Source organism: Providencia sp. PROV129 (assembly GCF_028482245.1).
Taxonomy (GTDB): Bacteria; Pseudomonadota; Gammaproteobacteria; order Enterobacterales; family Enterobacteriaceae; genus Providencia; species Providencia vermicola.
Genome location: NZ_JAMPQD010000006.1, coordinates 38,957 through 57,315 on the forward strand (window position 1 = coordinate 38,957; position 18,359 = coordinate 57,315).

An 18,359-nucleotide genomic window follows, 5' to 3' on the forward strand; every position below is an offset into this window, starting at 1 on the left:
TATGATATAAGTTAAATATAGCAATAAGATGGATGATTAAGGTGCTTTATGGTGATTAAAATACAACACTTACCATTATTACTGTGCTTGGTTTTAATTGGTTGTTCATCAACATCCGTTAAGCGTACTGCACCGCCACCGTTAAAAACCCAGCTGTCAGACCCTATCATGACCATCGCTCAGTTAAAAGACCAGCTAGAACAATGGTATGGCACGCCTTATCATTATGGTGGGATGAGTCAAAATGGTGTTGATTGCTCAGGTTTTGTTTATCGAACTTTTAATGATCGCTTTGCTATTCAATTACCTAGAACTACCGTCGACCAAACACAGCTTGGTACGCGTATCGATAAAACGGATTTAATGCCTGGCGATCTCGTGTTTTTTAAAACTGGCTCTGGCGAAAATGGGTTACACGTTGGTATTTATGACACCGATAACACTTTTATTCATGCGTCAACCAGTAAAGGTGTGATCCGCTCGTCAATGGACAACGTGTATTGGCGAAAAGTGTTCTGGCAGGCAAGGCGCATTTAAATGCGCAATTTTTTTCAGTCATTATGCTATCTTAAGAGCAAGTTTTGTTTTTAGGATAGCTTCATGTCAACATTGCGTTTACTCATTTCAGAATCGTTTGACCCTTGGTTTAACCTTGCGGTCGAGGAAACTATTTTTAGGCAAATGTCTGCCGATCAGCGTGTGATGTTTTTATGGCGTAATGCTGATACGGTGGTCATTGGTCGTGCCCAAAACCCGTGGAAAGAATGTAATACTCGCCGAATGGAAGAAGACAATGTTCGCTTAGCACGTCGCAGTAGTGGCGGTGGAGCTGTCTTCCATGACTTAGGCAATACTTGCTTTACGTTTATGGCGGGTAAACCTGAATACGATAAAACGGTTTCTACACAAATTATTGTCGATGGATTGGCTAATGTGGGCATTGTGGCTGAAGTTTCAGGGCGTAATGATTTAGTGCTCAATACGGAAAATGGCCCACGCAAAATTTCGGGTTCTGCTTATCGCGAAACGAAAGATCGCGGGTTTCACCACGGTACACTATTGATTAATGCAGATTTAAGCCGACTAGCCAATTACCTTAATCCTGATCCCAAAAAATTACAGGCGAAAGGAATTACCTCGGTTCGCTCGCGTGTTGCGAATCTTTCTGAACTAGTGCCTAACATCAGCCATGAAACTGTCTGTGAAGGGGTGATTAAAAGCTTTTTTGATCATTTTGGTGAAACAGTTAAAGCGGAGTATATCTCTCCTGAAAAACTGCCTGACCTGCCTAATTTCACGGAAACATTTGCCAAGCAAAGTAGCTGGGAATGGAATTTTGGCCAAGCGCCTGCATTTTCCCATTATTCAGATACTCGTTTTCCTTGGGGTGGGATTGAATTTCATTTTGATATTGAAAAAGGGGTAATTAGTCGTTGTCAGTTTTTTACCGATAGTTTAGACCCAACGCCCCTTGAGTGGCTGAGTGAGCAAATGTTGGGGAAAGTTTATCAAACTGAAACGATCAAAAAATTATGTTGCCAGATGAAGCAACAGTGGCCTGAGTTACAAGATCAACTTAACGATTTAGAGAACTGGTTAGTGCATGAACTAAGTTAAAAAATGAGCCGACATAGTCGGCTCAGACATAGACTTCAAAATACTAACAACTAATAGGAAGGAATGATCTTGAAACTAACTAGTTATGACAACTGCATGTCATAAAACTTTTGCATTCAGGCAGTTCACCAGTTTGACGGAATTTTGCTGGCGTCGTATCAAAATGTTTTTTAAAGATACGAGTAAATGTAGCTTGTGAACTGAATCCATATTGCAGAGCAATATCAAGGATTGGTAAGTTGCCTTCACGTAATGATTTAGCAGCCTCTAACAAACGACGTTTACGGACGTATTCGCCAAGCGTGCATCCTTTCATTTCTTTGAAAACACGCTGTAAATGCCATTTAGAATAACCACTTTTATCGGCTATTGTGTCGATTTTGATGCCTTCATTGCGTTGCAACTGGCTTTCAAGCCATTTCACGATATCGTTGACTACACTTTCTGACATATTTACCTCCTACTCAAGTAGGCTATTGTTCATTAATAACTAATAATAACTCACGAAATTAGGGTCTATTCTTCCTTTTTTTCCGATATATCGATAGGCCAAACGTGCTTTTTTTATATGATAATAACTATTGATATGATAGTTGTTGAAAAAATCAATGATTTAAACATACACTTACGTATGTTTAAATTTATTTAAATACAAATAGTTATGCTTAAATTTTGTTTTTTATTTCCAATAAAAAATTATTTTATAATAATCAGTCAAATATTTTGACTAAGCAGTTCTAATTTATTAACCAAGTAAATAATTGAAAAATTATATTATAGATTTTATATAACAATAGACAGGAAATTCCGAGGTAATTGTTTTAGTGAAAACAACTAAAAATACAGCATAATTAAGATTAAATATCATCTTTATCACGAATGTTAAAAGAATTAACGTTATCTAGATAAATATGTGGAAACGCAATATTTTTAAGAGCGATATTGTTGTTTATGAGGGTTATTTACTATAAAAAACCGAAGAAAGGATTTTCGTAAAAACCATTTAAAATCAATAGGTAATGAAATTATAGGTCGAGTCATTTTCTATCTATGAAATATTAATCAGGTAGCTGTTCTAATTTTTGACGTATCTGTAACATCACTAAGGGAGTTCCTAGGCTAAAGTTTAGCATTCCTATATCATCGACGATGACTAATGCTTTATTTCGACCCGCGGGTGTCATTGAGATACCTGGAAGCCGCCAAATACTCTTTGCGCCCCCGAGAGTTTTTGCGCTCTCATGGCATACAACGATTAAATCAGGTTGTCCTTCGATAATGGCTTCGGGAGAAAGAGGCTGATATAGTTCAATGTTTGCCATCGCATTTTTAGCACCAATTGCGGTAATAAGTTTATCTGCAGTTGTATTTTTCCCAGCAATTAAGGGGATAACACCACCTTTATTGATAATAAAGAGAACATTTTTATTTATTGGTGATGTCTTAATTTTGCTAAGGTCACTCTGAAATTTTTGGATAAGTTGTTCCCCTAAATGGACTTGATTTATTTGTTTGGCAATTGTACGAATTTTTTTAGGAATGGCTTCTAATGTCATTCCGCGAGCAACTTTAATAACGTGTATTCCTTGGCTTTGTATATGTAACAGGGCAGAAGAAGGCCTGACTTGATCACTGGCTAAAACAAGGGTAGGTTGCATTGAAACAATGTGTTGAGGATTAATTTGTTTTATATCTTCAATAGTTGGAGGTTGCTGTTCTACAGAACCCGAAGTACCTTGAGCAATGATATTGCCACCGAAATTAAGGGCAAAAATAATTTCGGTGATATCATTCCCCAAAGACACTATGCGTTCTTTTGACCATGTACAATTTGAGATACAAAGTGTTATGAACATTAGAAGCCAATATTGCATAAAATAATTTAGTAATTAAATTCGATGTAAAGAAAGTATTTGTTGGCTCCACTGAGTTTGCTCAGGAACCCCCTCAGTGCGCTGCCCATACATTTGTATGATTTGGTTACCTTGATTATCGAAGACTTCTAGGCTTGTCACAAACCCGTCTTGTGTCGGTTTTCTCGTCACCCAGCATTCAGAAATACCATTCTCAATAATATGCAAATTGAAATCATTACTAGACACATTAAGCCAATCTGTTTGTGAGCTTTCAATTTTCAGTGGTGAGAGTTTGTTGATAACACCCGTGAAAATTTGGACGCATCCACGATTACCAATAAAAAGCATAATCTCATTTTTGGCTTGGTGGGCGAGAGAGAGTAACTGTGATAGTGAATTTGTTGGGACTTGCCAAGCGAGTTCGTTACTTACTATACGAAAAACTTGCTGGCGACTTAAATTATGCGTTTTTAATAAGGTGAAAAATTGATGAACATCGGACATATTGCGCCATTGTTGTTCAATTTGTTGCTTAGTTTCATCACTAATTTCGCTATTTGAAAATGATAAAACAGTATCGAGCTGTAGTGGGGGGTTATCGATGGACGTATAGTGAGTAATAATGTCTTGCCACACTTTCATGTCAGTGTGTTCACAGGAATAAACTTTATGTATGGCATCCCCATTCTTATCAAAAAATTGAATGCTGTGCCGAATGTCATTCCCTATTTGTTCCGAGAGCGTGAATATGGAATCCCATTGTGCAAAAAACATTCTCAAATCCAGTTTTCCTGGATTAAGGAATAGGCCCGCATGGTCACTAAAACGTGGGTTATCATATACGCCAGTTTGAATACTGACGGCGTAATTGTTGCGTGTAATGGCTTTAGCCTGGCCTATCGTTGATAGCGTATGAAGTAGTTCAGGTAAATGACCTGAAAGCCGTTTTACATTGTCATGACCAACTCTGCGATATAAAAGCTCAGCTTCAGTGATATTAAGCTGAGTAGCTAAATCCCGAGCATACTTATTTGGAAACTGTTGCTTTAACTGTAAGTAGTCTTTGTAATATACTGAGTTCACAATTATTTCCTTATTTATATTGTATCCAATAATAATTAGTTGGGCTTATTTACTGTGTTAATAGGCCCAACTAGCCTACTTAATTATTTCGTTACCATTTATAATTCAGGTTAAAATAGAAATTACGGCCTTCTTGTGGAACCCCCATGGAAGAAACGTAATTTTTATCGAACGCATTTTTGAGTGCTAAGGTAGAACTGAGACCTTTAATGAATTGGTCTGCTTGATAGCTAATGTAGAAGTCATGAAGGCTATAACCAGGATATTGAATGACTTCACGGCGATAGCGATCTAACTTCTCCACTGATTTTTGCCCAGGTAATACGTAAGTATCGTCCCCATCAAATTTGCTGCGTGCTGCAAATTCACCAACCCACCCAAGATTGACCCCTGTGTGTGCTATCGGTGCATTAAAACGGGCAACTAAGGAATTTGGGCGAAGAGAGGAAAGGGTATGGTGTGTTTCATCTTCTTTTCCAACAATGAGGTTATGGCTAACATCGAGGTCAAACCAATGTGTTTTATAGTGAACGAAGCTCTCAACACCTTTGATGGTCGCAGATGGCACATTGATATAATAAATCTTTTCAGGTAGCCAAAAAAACTTTAAGCTTCGATCAATTCTTTTTTTGTATTGAGCATCAAGGGCAATATGATTTTTGGCTTTAGTATGAAACACCGTGCTACCAAACTGAAGTGAGTCCCCTGTCAATGCTAGTTCGTCGAAGCTGAATTTCATACCTGCTTCAACTGTTTTATTTGTTTCAGGTTTTAGATCTGGTGAAGGGATAAAGTCCGATGTATATCCTATAAATGGAACACGAAAATGATGAGAGTTATTGTATAACTCTGCCATACGAGGTGTTCGGTAGCCTTCTGAATAGGAAGAAAATAGATTCAGCCAATGTGATGGTGTTGCACTCACAGCGAACCTTGATGACCAATTTGTATGACTATCTTCCGCGATATCTTTACGAGAGGTTTTATAATAAGTAAAACGTGTTCCTGCTGAAAATGTAATAGGTAAGTGGTGTAATGTGAGATCGTTGTTTAGCCACCCTGAACTATTTAATAGATGGGCATTAGGATAGCTGATTGAATACTCATTAGATTTTTGTTCTTGTTGATAATATTCGAAGCCACTTTGAATTGCGTTATTCGCCCAATTATTCATAGGTACTATGAAGCTATTGGTGAATTTGGTCCCGTATGTATATTGGTCTCGATCTTCTTCACGGTAATCGTTTGGTGTTTTTTTCACTTTAATGAGGTCTAACTGGTTAAGTGCGATACTTGAGTAGTAAAAGTCCCAGTTTGCCTGCCAACTAAGCGTATTATTGGGTGAGAAGTGTTGGCCAATGTGGATATCTCGTTGTAGTGAACTCCTTTCATGTGGGGTGTTTGGAAAGAGGGTTTGATTAAAAGATATACTTGGCTGTTTTTGGCCAATGCTGTTATTACGGTATTCTTTAAGTTGTATTGTGGTTTGATAGGCTGGGTGAGCAAACCACGTTGTTTTCAACATCCAATTATGAATTTCTTCATTGGTCTCTAGGCCTTGGGCTACGTATGGGTTATTGAGTTGTATTTTACGTTGCTGGTAGCTTAAGATGGTATCGAAAGTATCGACATGGCTAAACAGAGTTGCACCTGCATGATAGCTATGATCATTCCGGTTAATACCAGTGGTAACATGCCCACCAAAATGTTGCCCAGGTTTTAATAAATCAGATGCGTTGAGGGTTTTTATGGAGACGACACCTGCGAGTGCACCGTTACCATGGTGAAGCGAACCACCGCCTTTATGAACGGTAACTTTTTTAACTAGGGCAGGGTCAATAAAAGTGGCATCAAATAAGCCAGAGTTAAAATCTTGGGTGACATTATCGATAGTAATTTTTACGCCTCGTTGATCATAGCCTCGCATTTGAAGACTCTGCCCATATGTGCTACCTGCACCCGTGACGAGTACCCCTGCTTGGCCTTTGAGTAAATCCAATACTGAAGTCGCAGATTGCAATTCAGGAGCTTGGGCATTAATAACCTCAACTTGCTGAGCAACAGCAATTTTTTCATAACTCAATGGTGATTGAGATACATACATAACGTCTTTTGCTTCATTTTGGGCGAGTGCAGTATGACTCGTACTCGAAATTGCCAAAGCGGTAGCAAGCGTTGAAAAACGGAATTTATATTGGTGTTGAGGGTTAGAAATTGATGTAGGCATCAGTTTAAATGGCATAGGAAATCCTTTCCTTATGTGTGGTTTAAGCTGGCTGCCTTGATGATGTCTGGGTGGCGTGCTATAGATTGTCGGTATAACTTATTTATTTCGTTAGAATTAATTTACCTGAGCGGGTTTGCTTTAGTTGGTAAATTTCCCCACGGTGTAGAATTTCAACTTTTCCTTCCTTATTAAGTAGTTGCTGACTATCAACGATGTGTGTTGCTAACATCGCTTGGGTCGATTTTGCTTCAATAGGTACCAGAGTGGGGTCTTCTCTCTTAGCTAAAAAAAGATCCTTCGTTACCATTTGATTTGTCTTTTTTAATAAGGTCATAAAATTGTTCTCATGTGCTTTCTAACGAGTTGCGTGTTAGTAGTGAGAATTATTATCGTTAATGTATGGGGGGGCAAGAATTTTTTGGATTAAATTAAATGATTATTAAAAATTAATAGATATTAATATCGTGGGATTTATTGGTTTTGTTTTTTTATTTTTTTTGGTGATGTTTGAGGCTCGCTTTGGTGGGTGATTTACCAAAGCGAGAGAGATGCAGTGAAAAACTATTTAAAGCGGTGATCCACAGCTTGAGCAAGAATTTCAATCAGTTGTTCAGTATCATCCCAACCAAGGCAAGGGTCGGTAATAGATTGACCGTAAACTAATGGTTGTTCAGAGCTTACTTTTTGTGTGCCTTCAACTAAAAAACTCTCTGCCATTATGCCACTAATCGCGGTTGAACCATCTTTAATTTGCTCCGCTATATCCCGTGCAACCTCAAGTTGGCGACGATGAATTTTTTGGCAATTACCATGGCTAAAATCAACCACTAAATGCTCTGGTAATTCAAACTTACGGAGTTTATCGCATGCGGCTGCAAGGTCACCAGCGCTGTAATTTGGCTGTTTACCACCACGCATAATGACATGCCCGTGTGGGTTACCACTGGTTTGGTAGATGGTCATTTGGCCATTTTTATCTGGGGATAAAAACATATGTTGGGCTTTTGCCGCTCTGATAGCATCAATAGCAATATTAATGTTGCCATCGGTGCCATTTTTAAAACCGACAGGGCAAGACAATGCTGAAGCCATTTCACGATGGATTTGACTTTCGGTTGTACGCGCACCAATTGCACCCCAGCTTATCAAATCAGCAATATATTGACCTGTCACCATATCGAGGAACTCGGTGGCAGTGGCTAATCCTAACTGGTTAACTTCAATCAGTAATTTTCGTGCAAGGCGAATACCTGTATTGACTTGGCATGAATTGTCTAAATTTGGATCAGAAATTAAGCCTTTCCAGCCCACAACGGTGCGCGGCTTTTCAAAATAGGTGCGCATGACAATTTCTAAGCGGTCTTGATGGCGTTCTCTTAATGCATTTAATTTCGTTGCATATTCAATAGCGGCATCAATATCATGAATAGAACAAGGGCCGACAATCACCAGCAAACGAGGGTCTTGGCCTGATAAAATCTGTTCAATACGTTTTCGTGACGCTGTCACGTTTTCGGCAACTTTTGCGGAAATAGGAAATTCATCGGCAAGAGTTTGTGGTGTGATTAAACTGTCCACTCTTGCTGTACGTAACTCATCAGTTTTGTGCATTTTTGTTCTCAGAAACTTGAATAGGCTGTCGCCATATAAGTGATAAAGATCACAATAAACGAATATGGCTTAATTTCAACCTCCAGCGTAAATTGAATGAATAATTTTTTTTATTTTATATTCACTAGAATATACGTCTTTGTAACCCCATGGTATCAATCACTTTGGCAGAAATTTCCTCTACAGAATAGTTCGTCGTATTTAAGTAATTGATTTTATTTTGTCTAAATAAGGCTTCGACTTCAGCAATTTCAATTCGGCACTGCCTAATCGATGCATAACGGCTATTTTCACGGCGCTCTTCACGGATTGCCGCTAATCGCTCTGGACTAATGGTTAAACCAAATAATTTGTGGGTGTAAGGACGTAACGCGACAGGTAACTGCAAATTATCCATATCATCAGCGGTGAAAGGGTAATTTGCCGCTTGAATACCAAATTGCATTGCTAAATAAAGGCTAGTTGGGGTTTTACCACAACGGGAAACGCCAATCAGAATGACTTGAGCTTGGTCGAGATTTCTTAAGGAAATACCATCATCATGAGCCAGTGTATATTCAATGGCAGCAATACGTGCATCGTATTGGTTCATATTCTGCATAGATAAACCGTGGGTTCGGTTTAGCTTTGGTTCGGGTTCAAGGCCAACCTCCTTTTGAATCGGAGCGACTAAACTTTGGACGATATCTTGGCAAAACCCTAAGCTCTGAGTGATTATCTGTTTAACTTCTGGGGAGATGATGGAATAGAACACCAAAGGACGGATCTGTGTTTCTGTATAAAGTGTATCTATTTTTTGTTTGATTTCTTCTGCCCGAGTCAGCGTGGTGACAAACGGTAATGTGTAAGAGGTAAATGAAAGAGGAAACTGCGAAAGTACTGCATGCCCTATAGTTTCAGCGGTGATCGCTGTGCCATCAGAAATAAAGAAAACAGTGCGTTGAACTTGGCTTGCCATCGTATTCATTGCTCCTAATTCGGTCATTATTATTAGCCTCTTATTGTATTTATCACTGGATATTGAGGGATATTATCTTTGTTTAAAGTTTAAAAATTAGTTTATCAGGGGAAGTATAGCCATTTTTTGAACGATTTTTAGAACAAAAAAGTTTTCTTAATTGATGGAACGATTCACCAGTCCATCTTCTCATACCGTCTGTGCTAGTCTATTTCACGAGGCGATATTTCGCCAACGAGATTTTTTACGATTTGTACTCTGTCACTAAATTGCTATAAAAGGATCGCTTTCAATGTCCACAAATGGCCTCACTCCGTGTAATGTACTTTGGTATAACCAATTAGGGATGAATGATGTTGACCGTGTTGGTGGCAAAAATGCCTCTCTCGGTGAAATGATCACTAACTTATCTGATCTGGGTGTATCCGTACCTAACGGTTTCGCGACAACCGCACAGGCGTTTAATGATTTTCTGGAGCAGAGCGGTGTAAATCAGCGCATTTATAACCTGCTAGATGAAACGGATATTGATGATGTGAACCAACTGGCTGTAGCAGGTGCTCAGATCCGTCAATGGGTGATTGATACTCCACTGACGAAGGAGTTGGAACAAGATATTCGTGATGCATTTGCTCAGCTTTCTGAAGGTGAAGCTGAAGCTTCATTTGCTGTGCGTTCGTCTGCTACTGCAGAAGATATGCCAGATGCTTCGTTTGCAGGGCAACAAGAAACATTCTTGAACGTTCAAGGTATTGATGCTGTTTTAGTTGCGATTAAACACGTATTTGCATCTTTGTTTAATGACCGTGCAATCTCTTATCGTGTACACCAAGGTTATGACCACCGTGGTGTGGCATTATCTGCAGGTGTGCAAAGAATGGTTCGTTCTGACTTAGCGTCATCGGGTGTTATGTTCACCATTGATACTGAATCGGGCTTTGATCAGGTTGTTTTCATCACCTCAGCTTATGGGTTAGGTGAGATGGTGGTACAAGGTGCTGTGAACCCTGATGAGTTCTATGTACACAAGCCAACCCTGAAAAATAACCGTCCTGCAATTGTGCGCCGTACCCTTGGCTCTAAAAAATTACAAATGGTGTATGCCAACAGTAAAGAGCACGGTAAACAAGTGCAAATTGAAGATGTGCCAGAAGGGTTACGCAATCGTTTCTCTTTGACTGATCTTGAGGTTGAAGAGCTGGCTCGCCAAGCACTACAGATTGAAAAACACTATGGTCGTCCAATGGATATAGAATGGGCAAAAGATGGCCATAATGGGCGTCTGTATATTGTTCAAGCAAGGCCAGAAACTGTGCGCTCTAATCAACAAGTGATGGAGCGTTACCAGTTAAAACAGCAAGGTCAAGTATTGGTAGAAGGCCGCGCCATTGGTCATCGTATCGGTGCAGGTAAGGTGAAAGTTATCCATAACCTTAGCGAAATGGATAGAATTCAGCCAGGTGATGTGTTGGTCACTGACATGACAGACCCTGATTGGGAACCTATCATGAAAAAGGCTGCCGCTATCGTCACAAACCGTGGTGGACGTACATGCCACGCTGCAATTATTGCTCGTGAATTAGGCATCCCTGCGGTAGTGGGGTGTGGGGATGCAACAGAGCGCTTACAAGAAGGCCAAAATGTGACGGTTTCTTGTGCAGAAGGTGATACAGGTTTTGTGTATGGCGGTGAGTTAGCATTTGAAATTCACAGTTCAGAAGTCAGCGATATGCCTGATTTAAACGTCAAAATTATGATGAACGTGGGTAACCCTGATCGCGCATTTGATTTTGCTTGTTTACCAAACGAAGGTGTGGGTTTGGCACGTTTGGAATTTATCATTAACCGTATGATTGGAGTTCATCCAAGAGCATTACTGGAATTTGATAAACAATCCCCTGAATTACAAGTTGAAATTCGTGAAATGATGGCAGGTTATGAAGATCCGATTGAGTTTTATATCGGCAAATTAACTGAAGGGATCTCAACTTTAGCGGCAGCATTCTGGCCGAAACGTGTGATTGTTCGTTTATCTGACTTTAAATCGAATGAATACGCCAACTTAGTAGGTGGTGATATTTATGAGCCAGAAGAAGAAAACCCAATGTTAGGTTTCCGTGGTGCAGGGCGTTACGTCTCTGATAGCTTCCGCGCATGTTTTGCGTTGGAGTGTGAAGCGGTTAAACGTGTGCGTAACACCATGGGGTTAACTAACGTTGAAGTGATGATTCCGTTTGTGCGTACTGTTGCACAAGCTGAGTCTGTCATTGCTGAGCTGGCGAAGCATGATTTAAGGCGTGGTGAAAATGGCTTAAAAGTGATTATGATGTGTGAAATTCCTTCAAACGCACTATTAGCTGAACAATTCCTTGAGCATTTTGATGGTTTTTCAATCGGCTCTAACGATATGACTCAGCTAACATTAGGCTTGGATAGAGACTCTGGTGTTGTTTCAGAGCTATTTGATGAGCGTAATGATGCTGTTAAAGCGATGCTTTCTATGGCGATTAAAGCGGCAAAACGTCAGAATAAATATGTTGGAATTTGTGGACAAGGCCCATCTGACCATCAAGACTTTGCTCAGTGGTTAGTTGATGAAGGTATTGATAGCTTATCATTGAACCCAGATACTGTGGTTCAAACGTGGCTAACAATCGCAGAAAACCAATAATAAAACGATTTATTACCATTAGTTGAAAAGGCCGATTGGGTATCTCCCAATTGGCCTTTTTACTCATTTAAAATACCGATAATTGCAATTGGTAATAACGATTATTTAATACGATAGATATAAAAAAGTAGCGAATGATTATGCATTTAATATGTCATGAGCATTATAAATATATACATATTAATACTCTTATTATGTGTAATAATATGAGTATTGAGTTAATCATTCGCGTGATTAATTAAAACGAAAGTGGGGAAGATAATACTAAAGGAGTATATTCACTTATTTAACGTAAACTGAAAATTGATTTCAATCAATGTTTGTAAACTGATGATTTAATTTGGATGTGAATATTATTCATATTGAATATTTAGGCAAAAAAAAAGCCTATCATGGGCTGACAGGCAAAGACTACACACAGCAATTCGTTTATATCACTACGCCTATAAAAGGTTGGCATAGTGATTAAATTTATTTGATTCAATAATTAGATAATAAGCTAATTACATTATACAATCATTAAGAACACTCTCAATATTAATGTTACCTATTGTTACGTAAAGAGAAATATTCAGTTGTTTTATGTTAACATAAATTAAGCTGAATACTAACGTTAGAGTGTTAAATATTGTTTCTAAATATTAATGGCAAGGAAATCATTAATGAAACAGACATGTCTATTGATAAACATATCTGCTTCAATTAGCTAAAACTATTTCTTAATCAAAAATTCTTCCTCAAGAAACTTTTCGGTTTCGCTTAGGTCTTCATTAGGAGGGGCGACTTCGTTCATCCAAGCCTTTAATAGGCTGTATGAAACCGCCAAAACAACAGGGCCAATAAATAACCCTATCATACCAAATGATAAAATTCCGCCGATAACCCCAACAAGGATCAGTACCATCGGTAAATCAGCGCCCATTTTAATCAGCCATGGACGTAGTACACCATCCATGGTGGCCACTATTGCAGCCCAAACCGCCAAAATAATGCCCCATGTGGTGTCGCCAGTCCAAAATAACCATAATACTGAAGGGATCATGATTAATAAGGGCCCTAATTGCGCTACACAGCAAATAAACAGCAATACTGTCAGAATAGCCGCATAGCTGATGCCAGAGAGTGCAAGGCCAATACCACCGACAATCGCTTGAATCAATGCGGTCACCACCACACCAAGTGCAACTGCACGAATGGATTGTGCGGCTAAGACAACAGCTGCATCACCACGGATCCCCGCCAAGCGAACGGCAAAATGACGCATGCCTAACATGACTGTTTCGCCTTTTAGGTAGAGTAGCCCACTAAAGAGCAACATTAATACTAAGTGGAAAACAAAGCGTCCTGCACTAATCGCTTGTGTGGCAAACCAACCTGCTGCTTGCCCAAAGTATGGCTGAATTTTTGCCAGCAGGGCATTACCGCCACTTGCTACCAAGCTGTGCCATGCGTAATAAATTTTCTCACCCACCATTGGAATGGTATTTAACCACTCTAAGTCTGGTAATGTGAGACTAGATGGCGATTTTGCTAGCTCAATGAGTGGGGAGCTATTCTCAATGATACTGCCGATTAAGATACCAAGTGGAATAACAAACAGCAGTAAAATGAGGAGAACCATCATTAAGGCAGCAAGCCATCTTTTATTCCATAGGCGCGCCTCGAGGTGTAATAACAACGGCCAAGTCGCAATGACCATCATTCCAGCCCAAACAAAACCCAGAATAAAGGGGTTAAGCACCCAAAAACAGGCCGCTATCATTAAAACGATGGATAACAGCCCGAAAATAAGTTTGGGAAGGTCCAAACGTTTTTGCGATTTTTCCATTAATGATTGATCCTTAACAAATGAAAATTCTGCTTGTATGGCCTTTTTTAAGGTGAAAATAACGTAATTATTTTTCACGGTTAAAAAAAACAATATTGTGATATGGTTCATGACGACAATGTCATCAGCGGCTGTACTGTCTTTACAGGCTGTGAATACCATTTTTCATAAACCTAAGACACTATTGTGCAACTTAAAATAAAGATAGTACATAACGAGTAATGCGAACACTAAACAACAAGAGTCATCGTTAATAATGATCCCGCGTATATCAGAAGCACCTCATCTCAGCCAACTCGTCATCACGTTCTTGCATGAGCTACAAGAACAAGGTTTTACGGGTGATAATGGCACCAGTTATGCAGAAAGATTATCAATGGCGACAGACAACAGTATCTACCAGTTGCTGCCCCAAGCTGTCGTTTTCCCGCGTTCCAGTGCTGACGTGCAAATTATTACACGTGTTGCTGGACAAGAAAAATACCGTGAGCTCACTTTCACACCACGTGGCGGTGGTACGGGAACGAACGGACAATCCTTAACAGAAGGGATTGTTGTCGATATGTCTCGTTATATGAACCGCATTTTAGAAATTAACCCTGAGCAGGGCTGGGTTAAGGTCGAGGCAGGTGTTATTAAAGACCAGCTTAATCAGTTTCTTAAACCTTATGGCTATTTTTTCTCGCCCGAATTATCGACCAGTAACCGCGCCACATTAGGCGGGATGATTAACACAGATGCATCGGGGCAAGGTTCGCTGGTGTACGGTAAAACCTCGGACCACGTATTAGGCGTTAAAGCAATGGTATTGGGAGGTGAATGCCTTGATACACGCGCTATGCCTATTGCTCTTGCCCAAACGATTGCGTCTGAAGATTCAGTAATAGGACGTATCTATAAAACAGTTTTAGAACGCTGCCTTGAACAACGTCAATTAATTGAAACAAAATTCCCCAAACTTAATCGGTTCTTAACGGGCTACGATTTACGTCATGTATTTAATGATGAATTAACGGAGTTTGACCTTACGCGTATTTTGACGGGGTCAGAAGGGTCTCTTGCCTTTATCACGGAAGCGACTTTGGATATTACGCCGCTTCCTAAAGTGCGCCGTTTAGTGAATGTGAAATACGATTCATTTGAGTCTGCGCTGCGTAATGCACCATTTATGGTACAAGCCAAAGCGTTATCGGTTGAAACGGTGGATTCAAAAGTCCTTAACCTTGCAAAAGAAGACATCGTTTGGCACTCCGTCAAAGCGTTAATTACAGATGTGCCAAACAAAGAAATGTTAGGACTAAACATCGTTGAATTTAGTGGTGACGATGAAGATGAAATTAATCAATTGACGGAAAGCCTGTGCCAGCGCTTAGATGAATTAATGGCAAGCAACCAGGCAGGCGTGATTGGCTACCAAACTTGTCATGATCTTGAAGATATCACACGCATTTATAATATGCGTAAAAAGGCGGTTGGTTTACTAGGCAACAGTAAAGGGGCCGCTAAGCCTATCCCATTTGTTGAGGATACATGTGTTCCCCCTGAGCATCTTGCTGATTATATTGTTGAATTCAGGGCATTGTTGGATAACCATAAACTCAATTATGGCATGTTTGGCCACGTGGATGCAGGGGTTTTACATGTGCGTCCTGCGTTAGATATGTGTGACCCGCAGCAAGAAATATTGATGAAACAAATTTCTGATGAAATTGTTGCATTAACAGCGAAATACGGAGGGCTCCTTTGGGGGGAGCACGGTAAAGGTTTCCGTGCGGAGTACAGTCCTGAGTTTTTTGGTGAGGTGCTGTACGGTGAGTTGCGCAATATCAAAGCAGCTTTCGACCCTGATAACCGTTTGAACCCAGGTAAAATTTGCCCGCCAGCGGGTTTAGATGTGCCAATGAAACAAGTGGATGGCATTAAACGAGGAACTTATGACAGGCAAATTCCTATACAGATGCGTCAAGAGTTTCGTGGGGCAATGGACTGTAATGGTAATGGGCTTTGTTTTAACTTTGATGTGAAGAGCCCGATGTGCCCATCAATGAAAATCAGTGGGCAACGTATTCATTCACCAAAAGGGCGTGCTACCTTGGTGCGGGAATGGCTGAGATTACTTGCCGAGCAAGGTGTGACACCAGAGCATCTTGAAAAAGGCATCACGCAAAGCCAACCATCATTACGCGGGTTGATTGAGAAAACGCGCAACAGCTGGCGAGCTAAGCAAGGGGATTATGACTTTTCCCATGAAGTAAAAGCCTCGATGTCAGGGTGTTTGGCGTGTAAGGCGTGTTCAACACAATGCCCAATCAAAATTGATGTGCCATCGTTTAGAGCGAAATTTTTAGCGTTATATCACGGCCGTTATTTGCGCCCAGTTCGTGATCATATTGTTGCGAATGTGGAATCAAGTGCGCCATTACTGTCAAAAGCGCCAGGTGTTTTTAACTTTTTTTTACGCCAAAACATTGTGCAGAAACTCAGTGAGCGCACTATCGGTATGGTGGATTTACCGCTATTTTCGCAGCCAACTTTAAAACAAGAGCTTTCAGGCCATGCTGCAGTATCCATGACATTAGAGCAGCTTGAAGGGATGGGGGCAAGCCAACGGGAAAGCTATGTGCTAGTGGTGCAAGACCCATTTACCAGCTATTACGATGCGAAAGTTGTTGCTGATTTCGTGCGTTTAATCGAAAAATTGGGTTATAAACCTGTGTTGTTGCCGTTTTCACCGAATGGTAAAGCGCAACATATCAAAGGTTTTCTGGCTAAATTCGCGAAAACAGCCCGTAAGACCGCAGATTTCTTAAATCGCGTGGCAAAATTGCAATTGCCAATGGTGGGCGTCGACCCTGCGTTAGTCTTGTGTTATCGCGATGAATACCACGAAATCTTAGGCAAAGACCAGTGCCAATTTACGGTAATGTTGGCCCATGAATGGCTAATTACCTTGCCTGAACCACAAATTGTACAAACAAGCGCAGCACAGCCATGGTACTTTTTTGGTCATTGTACCGAATCGACAGCACTGCCAAATAGTGCGAACCAATGGGCGTCTTTATTTGCGCGCTTCGGGCATCAGCTTAATAATGTGAGTGTGGGTTGTTGCGGAATGGCGGGGACTTATGGGCACGAGGTTGCAAACCTAGAAAACTCAAAAGGAATTTATAACTTATCTTGGAAAGGGGCGATGTCGTCACTGCCAAAAGAGCGTTGTTTAAGTTCAGGTTATTCTTGCCGCAGCCAAGTAAAACGCATGGAAAATACATTAATAAAACACCCAATTCAAGCCTTGTTGGAGATTGTTTAATGATTTGGAAACGTCAATTTGATTTAACGCAATTAGCTGAAATGGCAAAAACTTGCATGTTAGGGCACATTGGTATCGAAATCACCAAAGTGGGTGATGATTATATGGAAGGAACGATGCCTGTGGATGAACGAACGAAGCAGCCTTTTGGTTTGTTGCATGGTGGTGCATCTGTTGTATTGGCTGAATCACTAGGCTCTATCGCAGGTTATATGTGTACTGAAGGTGAACAGCGCGTGGTGGGCGTTGAAATTAATGCTAACCATGTTCGCGCAGCGCGTTCAGGTATTGTGCGTGGCGTTTGCAAGCCCATTCATCTAGGTCGCCGTCAGCAAGTCTGGAACATTGAAATTTTCAATGAACAAGGCAAGCTATGTTGTACATCACGTCTGACAACGGCTGTGTTATTTGAGTAAATCCTTTCTTTGTCTACCTCGTTTTCGGGAAAATATCTCGAAAACGAGTTGTTGTTTTTATTAACTGACCCCATCTATATATTCAGATGAATGCATTTTCATTTTTCTCAAATAAATTAAGTTGTATAATAAATGCATCTTTATTAATTTGTGTCATTTTTGTGTATTTATTAGTACAAAATTGAATAAAAAATGCAACTCTATTTATCTGTTATTTTTCATTGTGTTAGGTGGCTTGTTGGTTGTTTTTGGTTAATAAATAAGCTCAATTTGAATAAAAAAAACGCTAAAATAGCTATAACCTCTTAAAACAAATGGTTGAAGTAGCATAGGTAATCATTACCATAGGGTAGACAGAGTTAATCTCCTGATAACAGGCTGAAAAGCCATAAGAAATGTGGGGTCAATATGACTGACGGTGTAGAGACATTTTCATTTGATGAAAACAATTGGCAGGGAGTTAGCCTGACACAAAGCGCTGCAAAACAAATCAAAAAATTGATGGTGCAAAACCCAAATACCAAAGGGCTTTCACTCGGCGTTAAACAGTCTGGCTGCGCGGGTTTCGGTTATGTTTTTGAAATGATCGAAAATCCAACCGACAACCATCTGTTATTTGAACTCGATGGCGCGCACCTTTATGTGCCAAAAGAAGCAATGCCATTTATTGATGGCACAGTCGTTGATTACGTCCAAGAAGGGCTGAATCAAATTTTCAAATTTAATAACCCGAAAGCCCAACATGCCTGTGGGTGTGGTGAAAGCTTCGGCGTTTAACATGT

Annotated in this window: 14 protein-coding genes and 1 other RNA gene; 6 read left to right on the forward strand and 9 right to left on the reverse strand. The window is 40.1% G+C overall.

Annotation, left to right across the window (positions count from 1 at the left end; translation table 11 throughout):
- The first annotated feature begins 48 nt into the window (after positions 1-48).
- Positions 49-537 (forward strand): C40 family peptidase, encoded by a 489-nt coding sequence (locus PSF27_RS02985; protein ID WP_206084023.1) that lies wholly within the window; start codon positions 49-51, stop codon positions 535-537.
- Between the two features lie 63 nt (positions 538-600).
- Positions 601-1,617 (forward strand): lipoate--protein ligase A, encoded by a 1,017-nt coding sequence (locus PSF27_RS02990; RefSeq protein ID WP_206084024.1) that lies wholly within the window; start codon positions 601-603, stop codon positions 1,615-1,617.
- Positions 1,618-1,696: 79 nt separating this feature from the next.
- On the opposite strand, the gene PSF27_RS02995 is transcribed toward PSF27_RS02990, so the two are convergent.
- The 7 genes from PSF27_RS02995 to ppsR form a co-directional block, all read right to left on the reverse strand.
- On the reverse strand, positions 1,697-2,068 hold the full coding sequence (locus PSF27_RS02995) for a helix-turn-helix domain-containing protein (RefSeq protein ID WP_206084025.1): 372 nt from the start codon (positions 2,066-2,068) through the stop codon (positions 1,697-1,699).
- A 607-nt stretch (positions 2,069-2,675) separates the two neighbouring features.
- Positions 2,676-3,422: a heme/hemin ABC transporter substrate-binding protein gene (locus PSF27_RS03000; RefSeq protein WP_272538608.1), complete on the reverse strand. Its 747-nt coding sequence runs from the start codon at positions 3,420-3,422 to the stop codon at positions 2,676-2,678.
- Positions 3,423-3,506: 84 nt separating this feature from the next.
- Positions 3,507-4,556, reverse strand: coding sequence for a hemin-degrading factor (locus tag PSF27_RS03005; protein ID WP_272680848.1), 1,050 nt, complete (start codon positions 4,554-4,556; stop codon positions 3,507-3,509).
- A gap of 91 nt (positions 4,557-4,647) precedes the next feature.
- Entirely contained in the window at positions 4,648-6,798 is a 2,151-nt protein-coding gene (locus PSF27_RS03010; protein WP_272680849.1) for a TonB-dependent receptor domain-containing protein, read from the reverse strand.
- A gap of 85 nt (positions 6,799-6,883) precedes the next feature.
- Entirely contained in the window at positions 6,884-7,090 is a 207-nt protein-coding gene (gene hemP, locus PSF27_RS03015) for a hemin uptake protein HemP (protein WP_206084029.1), read from the reverse strand.
- A gap of 254 nt (positions 7,091-7,344) precedes the next feature.
- A complete protein-coding gene (locus PSF27_RS03020; RefSeq protein WP_272538605.1) occupies positions 7,345-8,394 on the reverse strand; it encodes a 3-deoxy-7-phosphoheptulonate synthase in 1,050 nt (349 codons plus the stop codon).
- A 124-nt stretch (positions 8,395-8,518) separates the two neighbouring features.
- Positions 8,519-9,352 (reverse strand): posphoenolpyruvate synthetase regulatory kinase/phosphorylase PpsR, encoded by an 834-nt coding sequence (ppsR, locus tag PSF27_RS03025; RefSeq protein WP_272680999.1) that lies wholly within the window; start codon positions 9,350-9,352, stop codon positions 8,519-8,521.
- Between the two features lie 292 nt (positions 9,353-9,644).
- On the opposite strand from ppsR, the gene ppsA reads away from it, so the two are divergent.
- Complete coding sequence (ppsA, locus tag PSF27_RS03030) at positions 9,645-12,023, forward strand: phosphoenolpyruvate synthase (RefSeq protein ID WP_206084031.1); 2,379 nt, start codon at positions 9,645-9,647, stop codon at positions 12,021-12,023.
- Positions 12,024-12,398: 375 nt separating this feature from the next.
- Here ppsA and rprA read toward each other — a convergent pair.
- Positions 12,399-12,509, reverse strand: an RNA gene (gene rprA, locus PSF27_RS03035) — antisense sRNA RprA.
- Positions 12,510-12,735: 226 nt separating this feature from the next.
- Positions 12,736-13,851, reverse strand: a complete 1,116-nt coding sequence (gene ydiK, locus PSF27_RS03040) for an AI-2E family transporter YdiK (RefSeq protein WP_206084398.1) — start codon at positions 13,849-13,851, stop codon at positions 12,736-12,738.
- 256 nt (positions 13,852-14,107) lie between these two features.
- Between ydiK and ydiJ the strand changes: the two genes are divergently transcribed.
- The 3 genes from ydiJ to sufA all read left to right on the forward strand — a co-directional run bounded on the left by ydiJ (position 14,108) and on the right by sufA (position 18,354).
- The gene (gene ydiJ / locus PSF27_RS03045) at positions 14,108-17,161 is read left to right on the forward strand and encodes a D-2-hydroxyglutarate dehydrogenase YdiJ (RefSeq protein ID WP_272538603.1); all 3,054 of its coding nucleotides are present in this window, start codon (positions 14,108-14,110) and stop codon (positions 17,159-17,161) included.
- On the forward strand, positions 17,161-17,577 hold the full coding sequence (menI, locus tag PSF27_RS03050; RefSeq protein WP_206084033.1) for a 1,4-dihydroxy-2-naphthoyl-CoA hydrolase: 417 nt from the start codon (positions 17,161-17,163) through the stop codon (positions 17,575-17,577). Before ydiJ ends, menI begins: the two co-directional genes overlap by 1 nt.
- 408 nt (positions 17,578-17,985) lie before the next feature.
- A complete protein-coding gene (sufA, locus tag PSF27_RS03055) occupies positions 17,986-18,354 on the forward strand; it encodes a Fe-S cluster assembly scaffold SufA (RefSeq protein WP_047757040.1) in 369 nt (122 codons plus the stop codon).
- Positions 18,355-18,359: the final 5 nt, after the last annotated feature.

What these genes read in the sequence shown, in the direction of transcription:
- ppsR (WP_272680999.1), bottom strand. Translation starts at nt 9,352, where the DNA reads ATGGCAAGCCAAGTTCAACGCACTGTTTTCTTTATTTCTGATGGCACA.
- menI (WP_206084033.1), top strand. Translation starts at nt 17,161, where the DNA reads ATGATTTGGAAACGTCAATTTGATTTAACGCAATTAGCTGAAATGGCA.
- ydiK (WP_206084398.1), bottom strand. Translation starts at nt 13,851, where the DNA reads ATGGAAAAATCGCAAAAACGTTTGGACCTTCCCAAACTTATTTTCGGG.
- PSF27_RS02985 (WP_206084023.1), top strand. Translation starts at nt 49, where the DNA reads ATGGTGATTAAAATACAACACTTACCATTATTACTGTGCTTGGTTTTA.
- PSF27_RS03010 (WP_272680849.1), bottom strand. Translation starts at nt 6,798, where the DNA reads ATGCCATTTAAACTGATGCCTACATCAATTTCTAACCCTCAACACCAA.
- sufA (WP_047757040.1), top strand. Translation starts at nt 17,986, where the DNA reads ATGACTGACGGTGTAGAGACATTTTCATTTGATGAAAACAATTGGCAG.
- ydiJ (WP_272538603.1), top strand. Translation starts at nt 14,108, where the DNA reads ATGATCCCGCGTATATCAGAAGCACCTCATCTCAGCCAACTCGTCATC.
- hemP (WP_206084029.1), bottom strand. Translation starts at nt 7,090, where the DNA reads ATGGTAACGAAGGATCTTTTTTTAGCTAAGAGAGAAGACCCCACTCTG.
- ppsA (WP_206084031.1), top strand. Translation starts at nt 9,645, where the DNA reads ATGTCCACAAATGGCCTCACTCCGTGTAATGTACTTTGGTATAACCAA.
- PSF27_RS02990 (WP_206084024.1), top strand. Translation starts at nt 601, where the DNA reads ATGTCAACATTGCGTTTACTCATTTCAGAATCGTTTGACCCTTGGTTT.
- PSF27_RS02995 (WP_206084025.1), bottom strand. Translation starts at nt 2,068, where the DNA reads ATGTCAGAAAGTGTAGTCAACGATATCGTGAAATGGCTTGAAAGCCAG.
- PSF27_RS03020 (WP_272538605.1), bottom strand. Translation starts at nt 8,394, where the DNA reads ATGCACAAAACTGATGAGTTACGTACAGCAAGAGTGGACAGTTTAATC.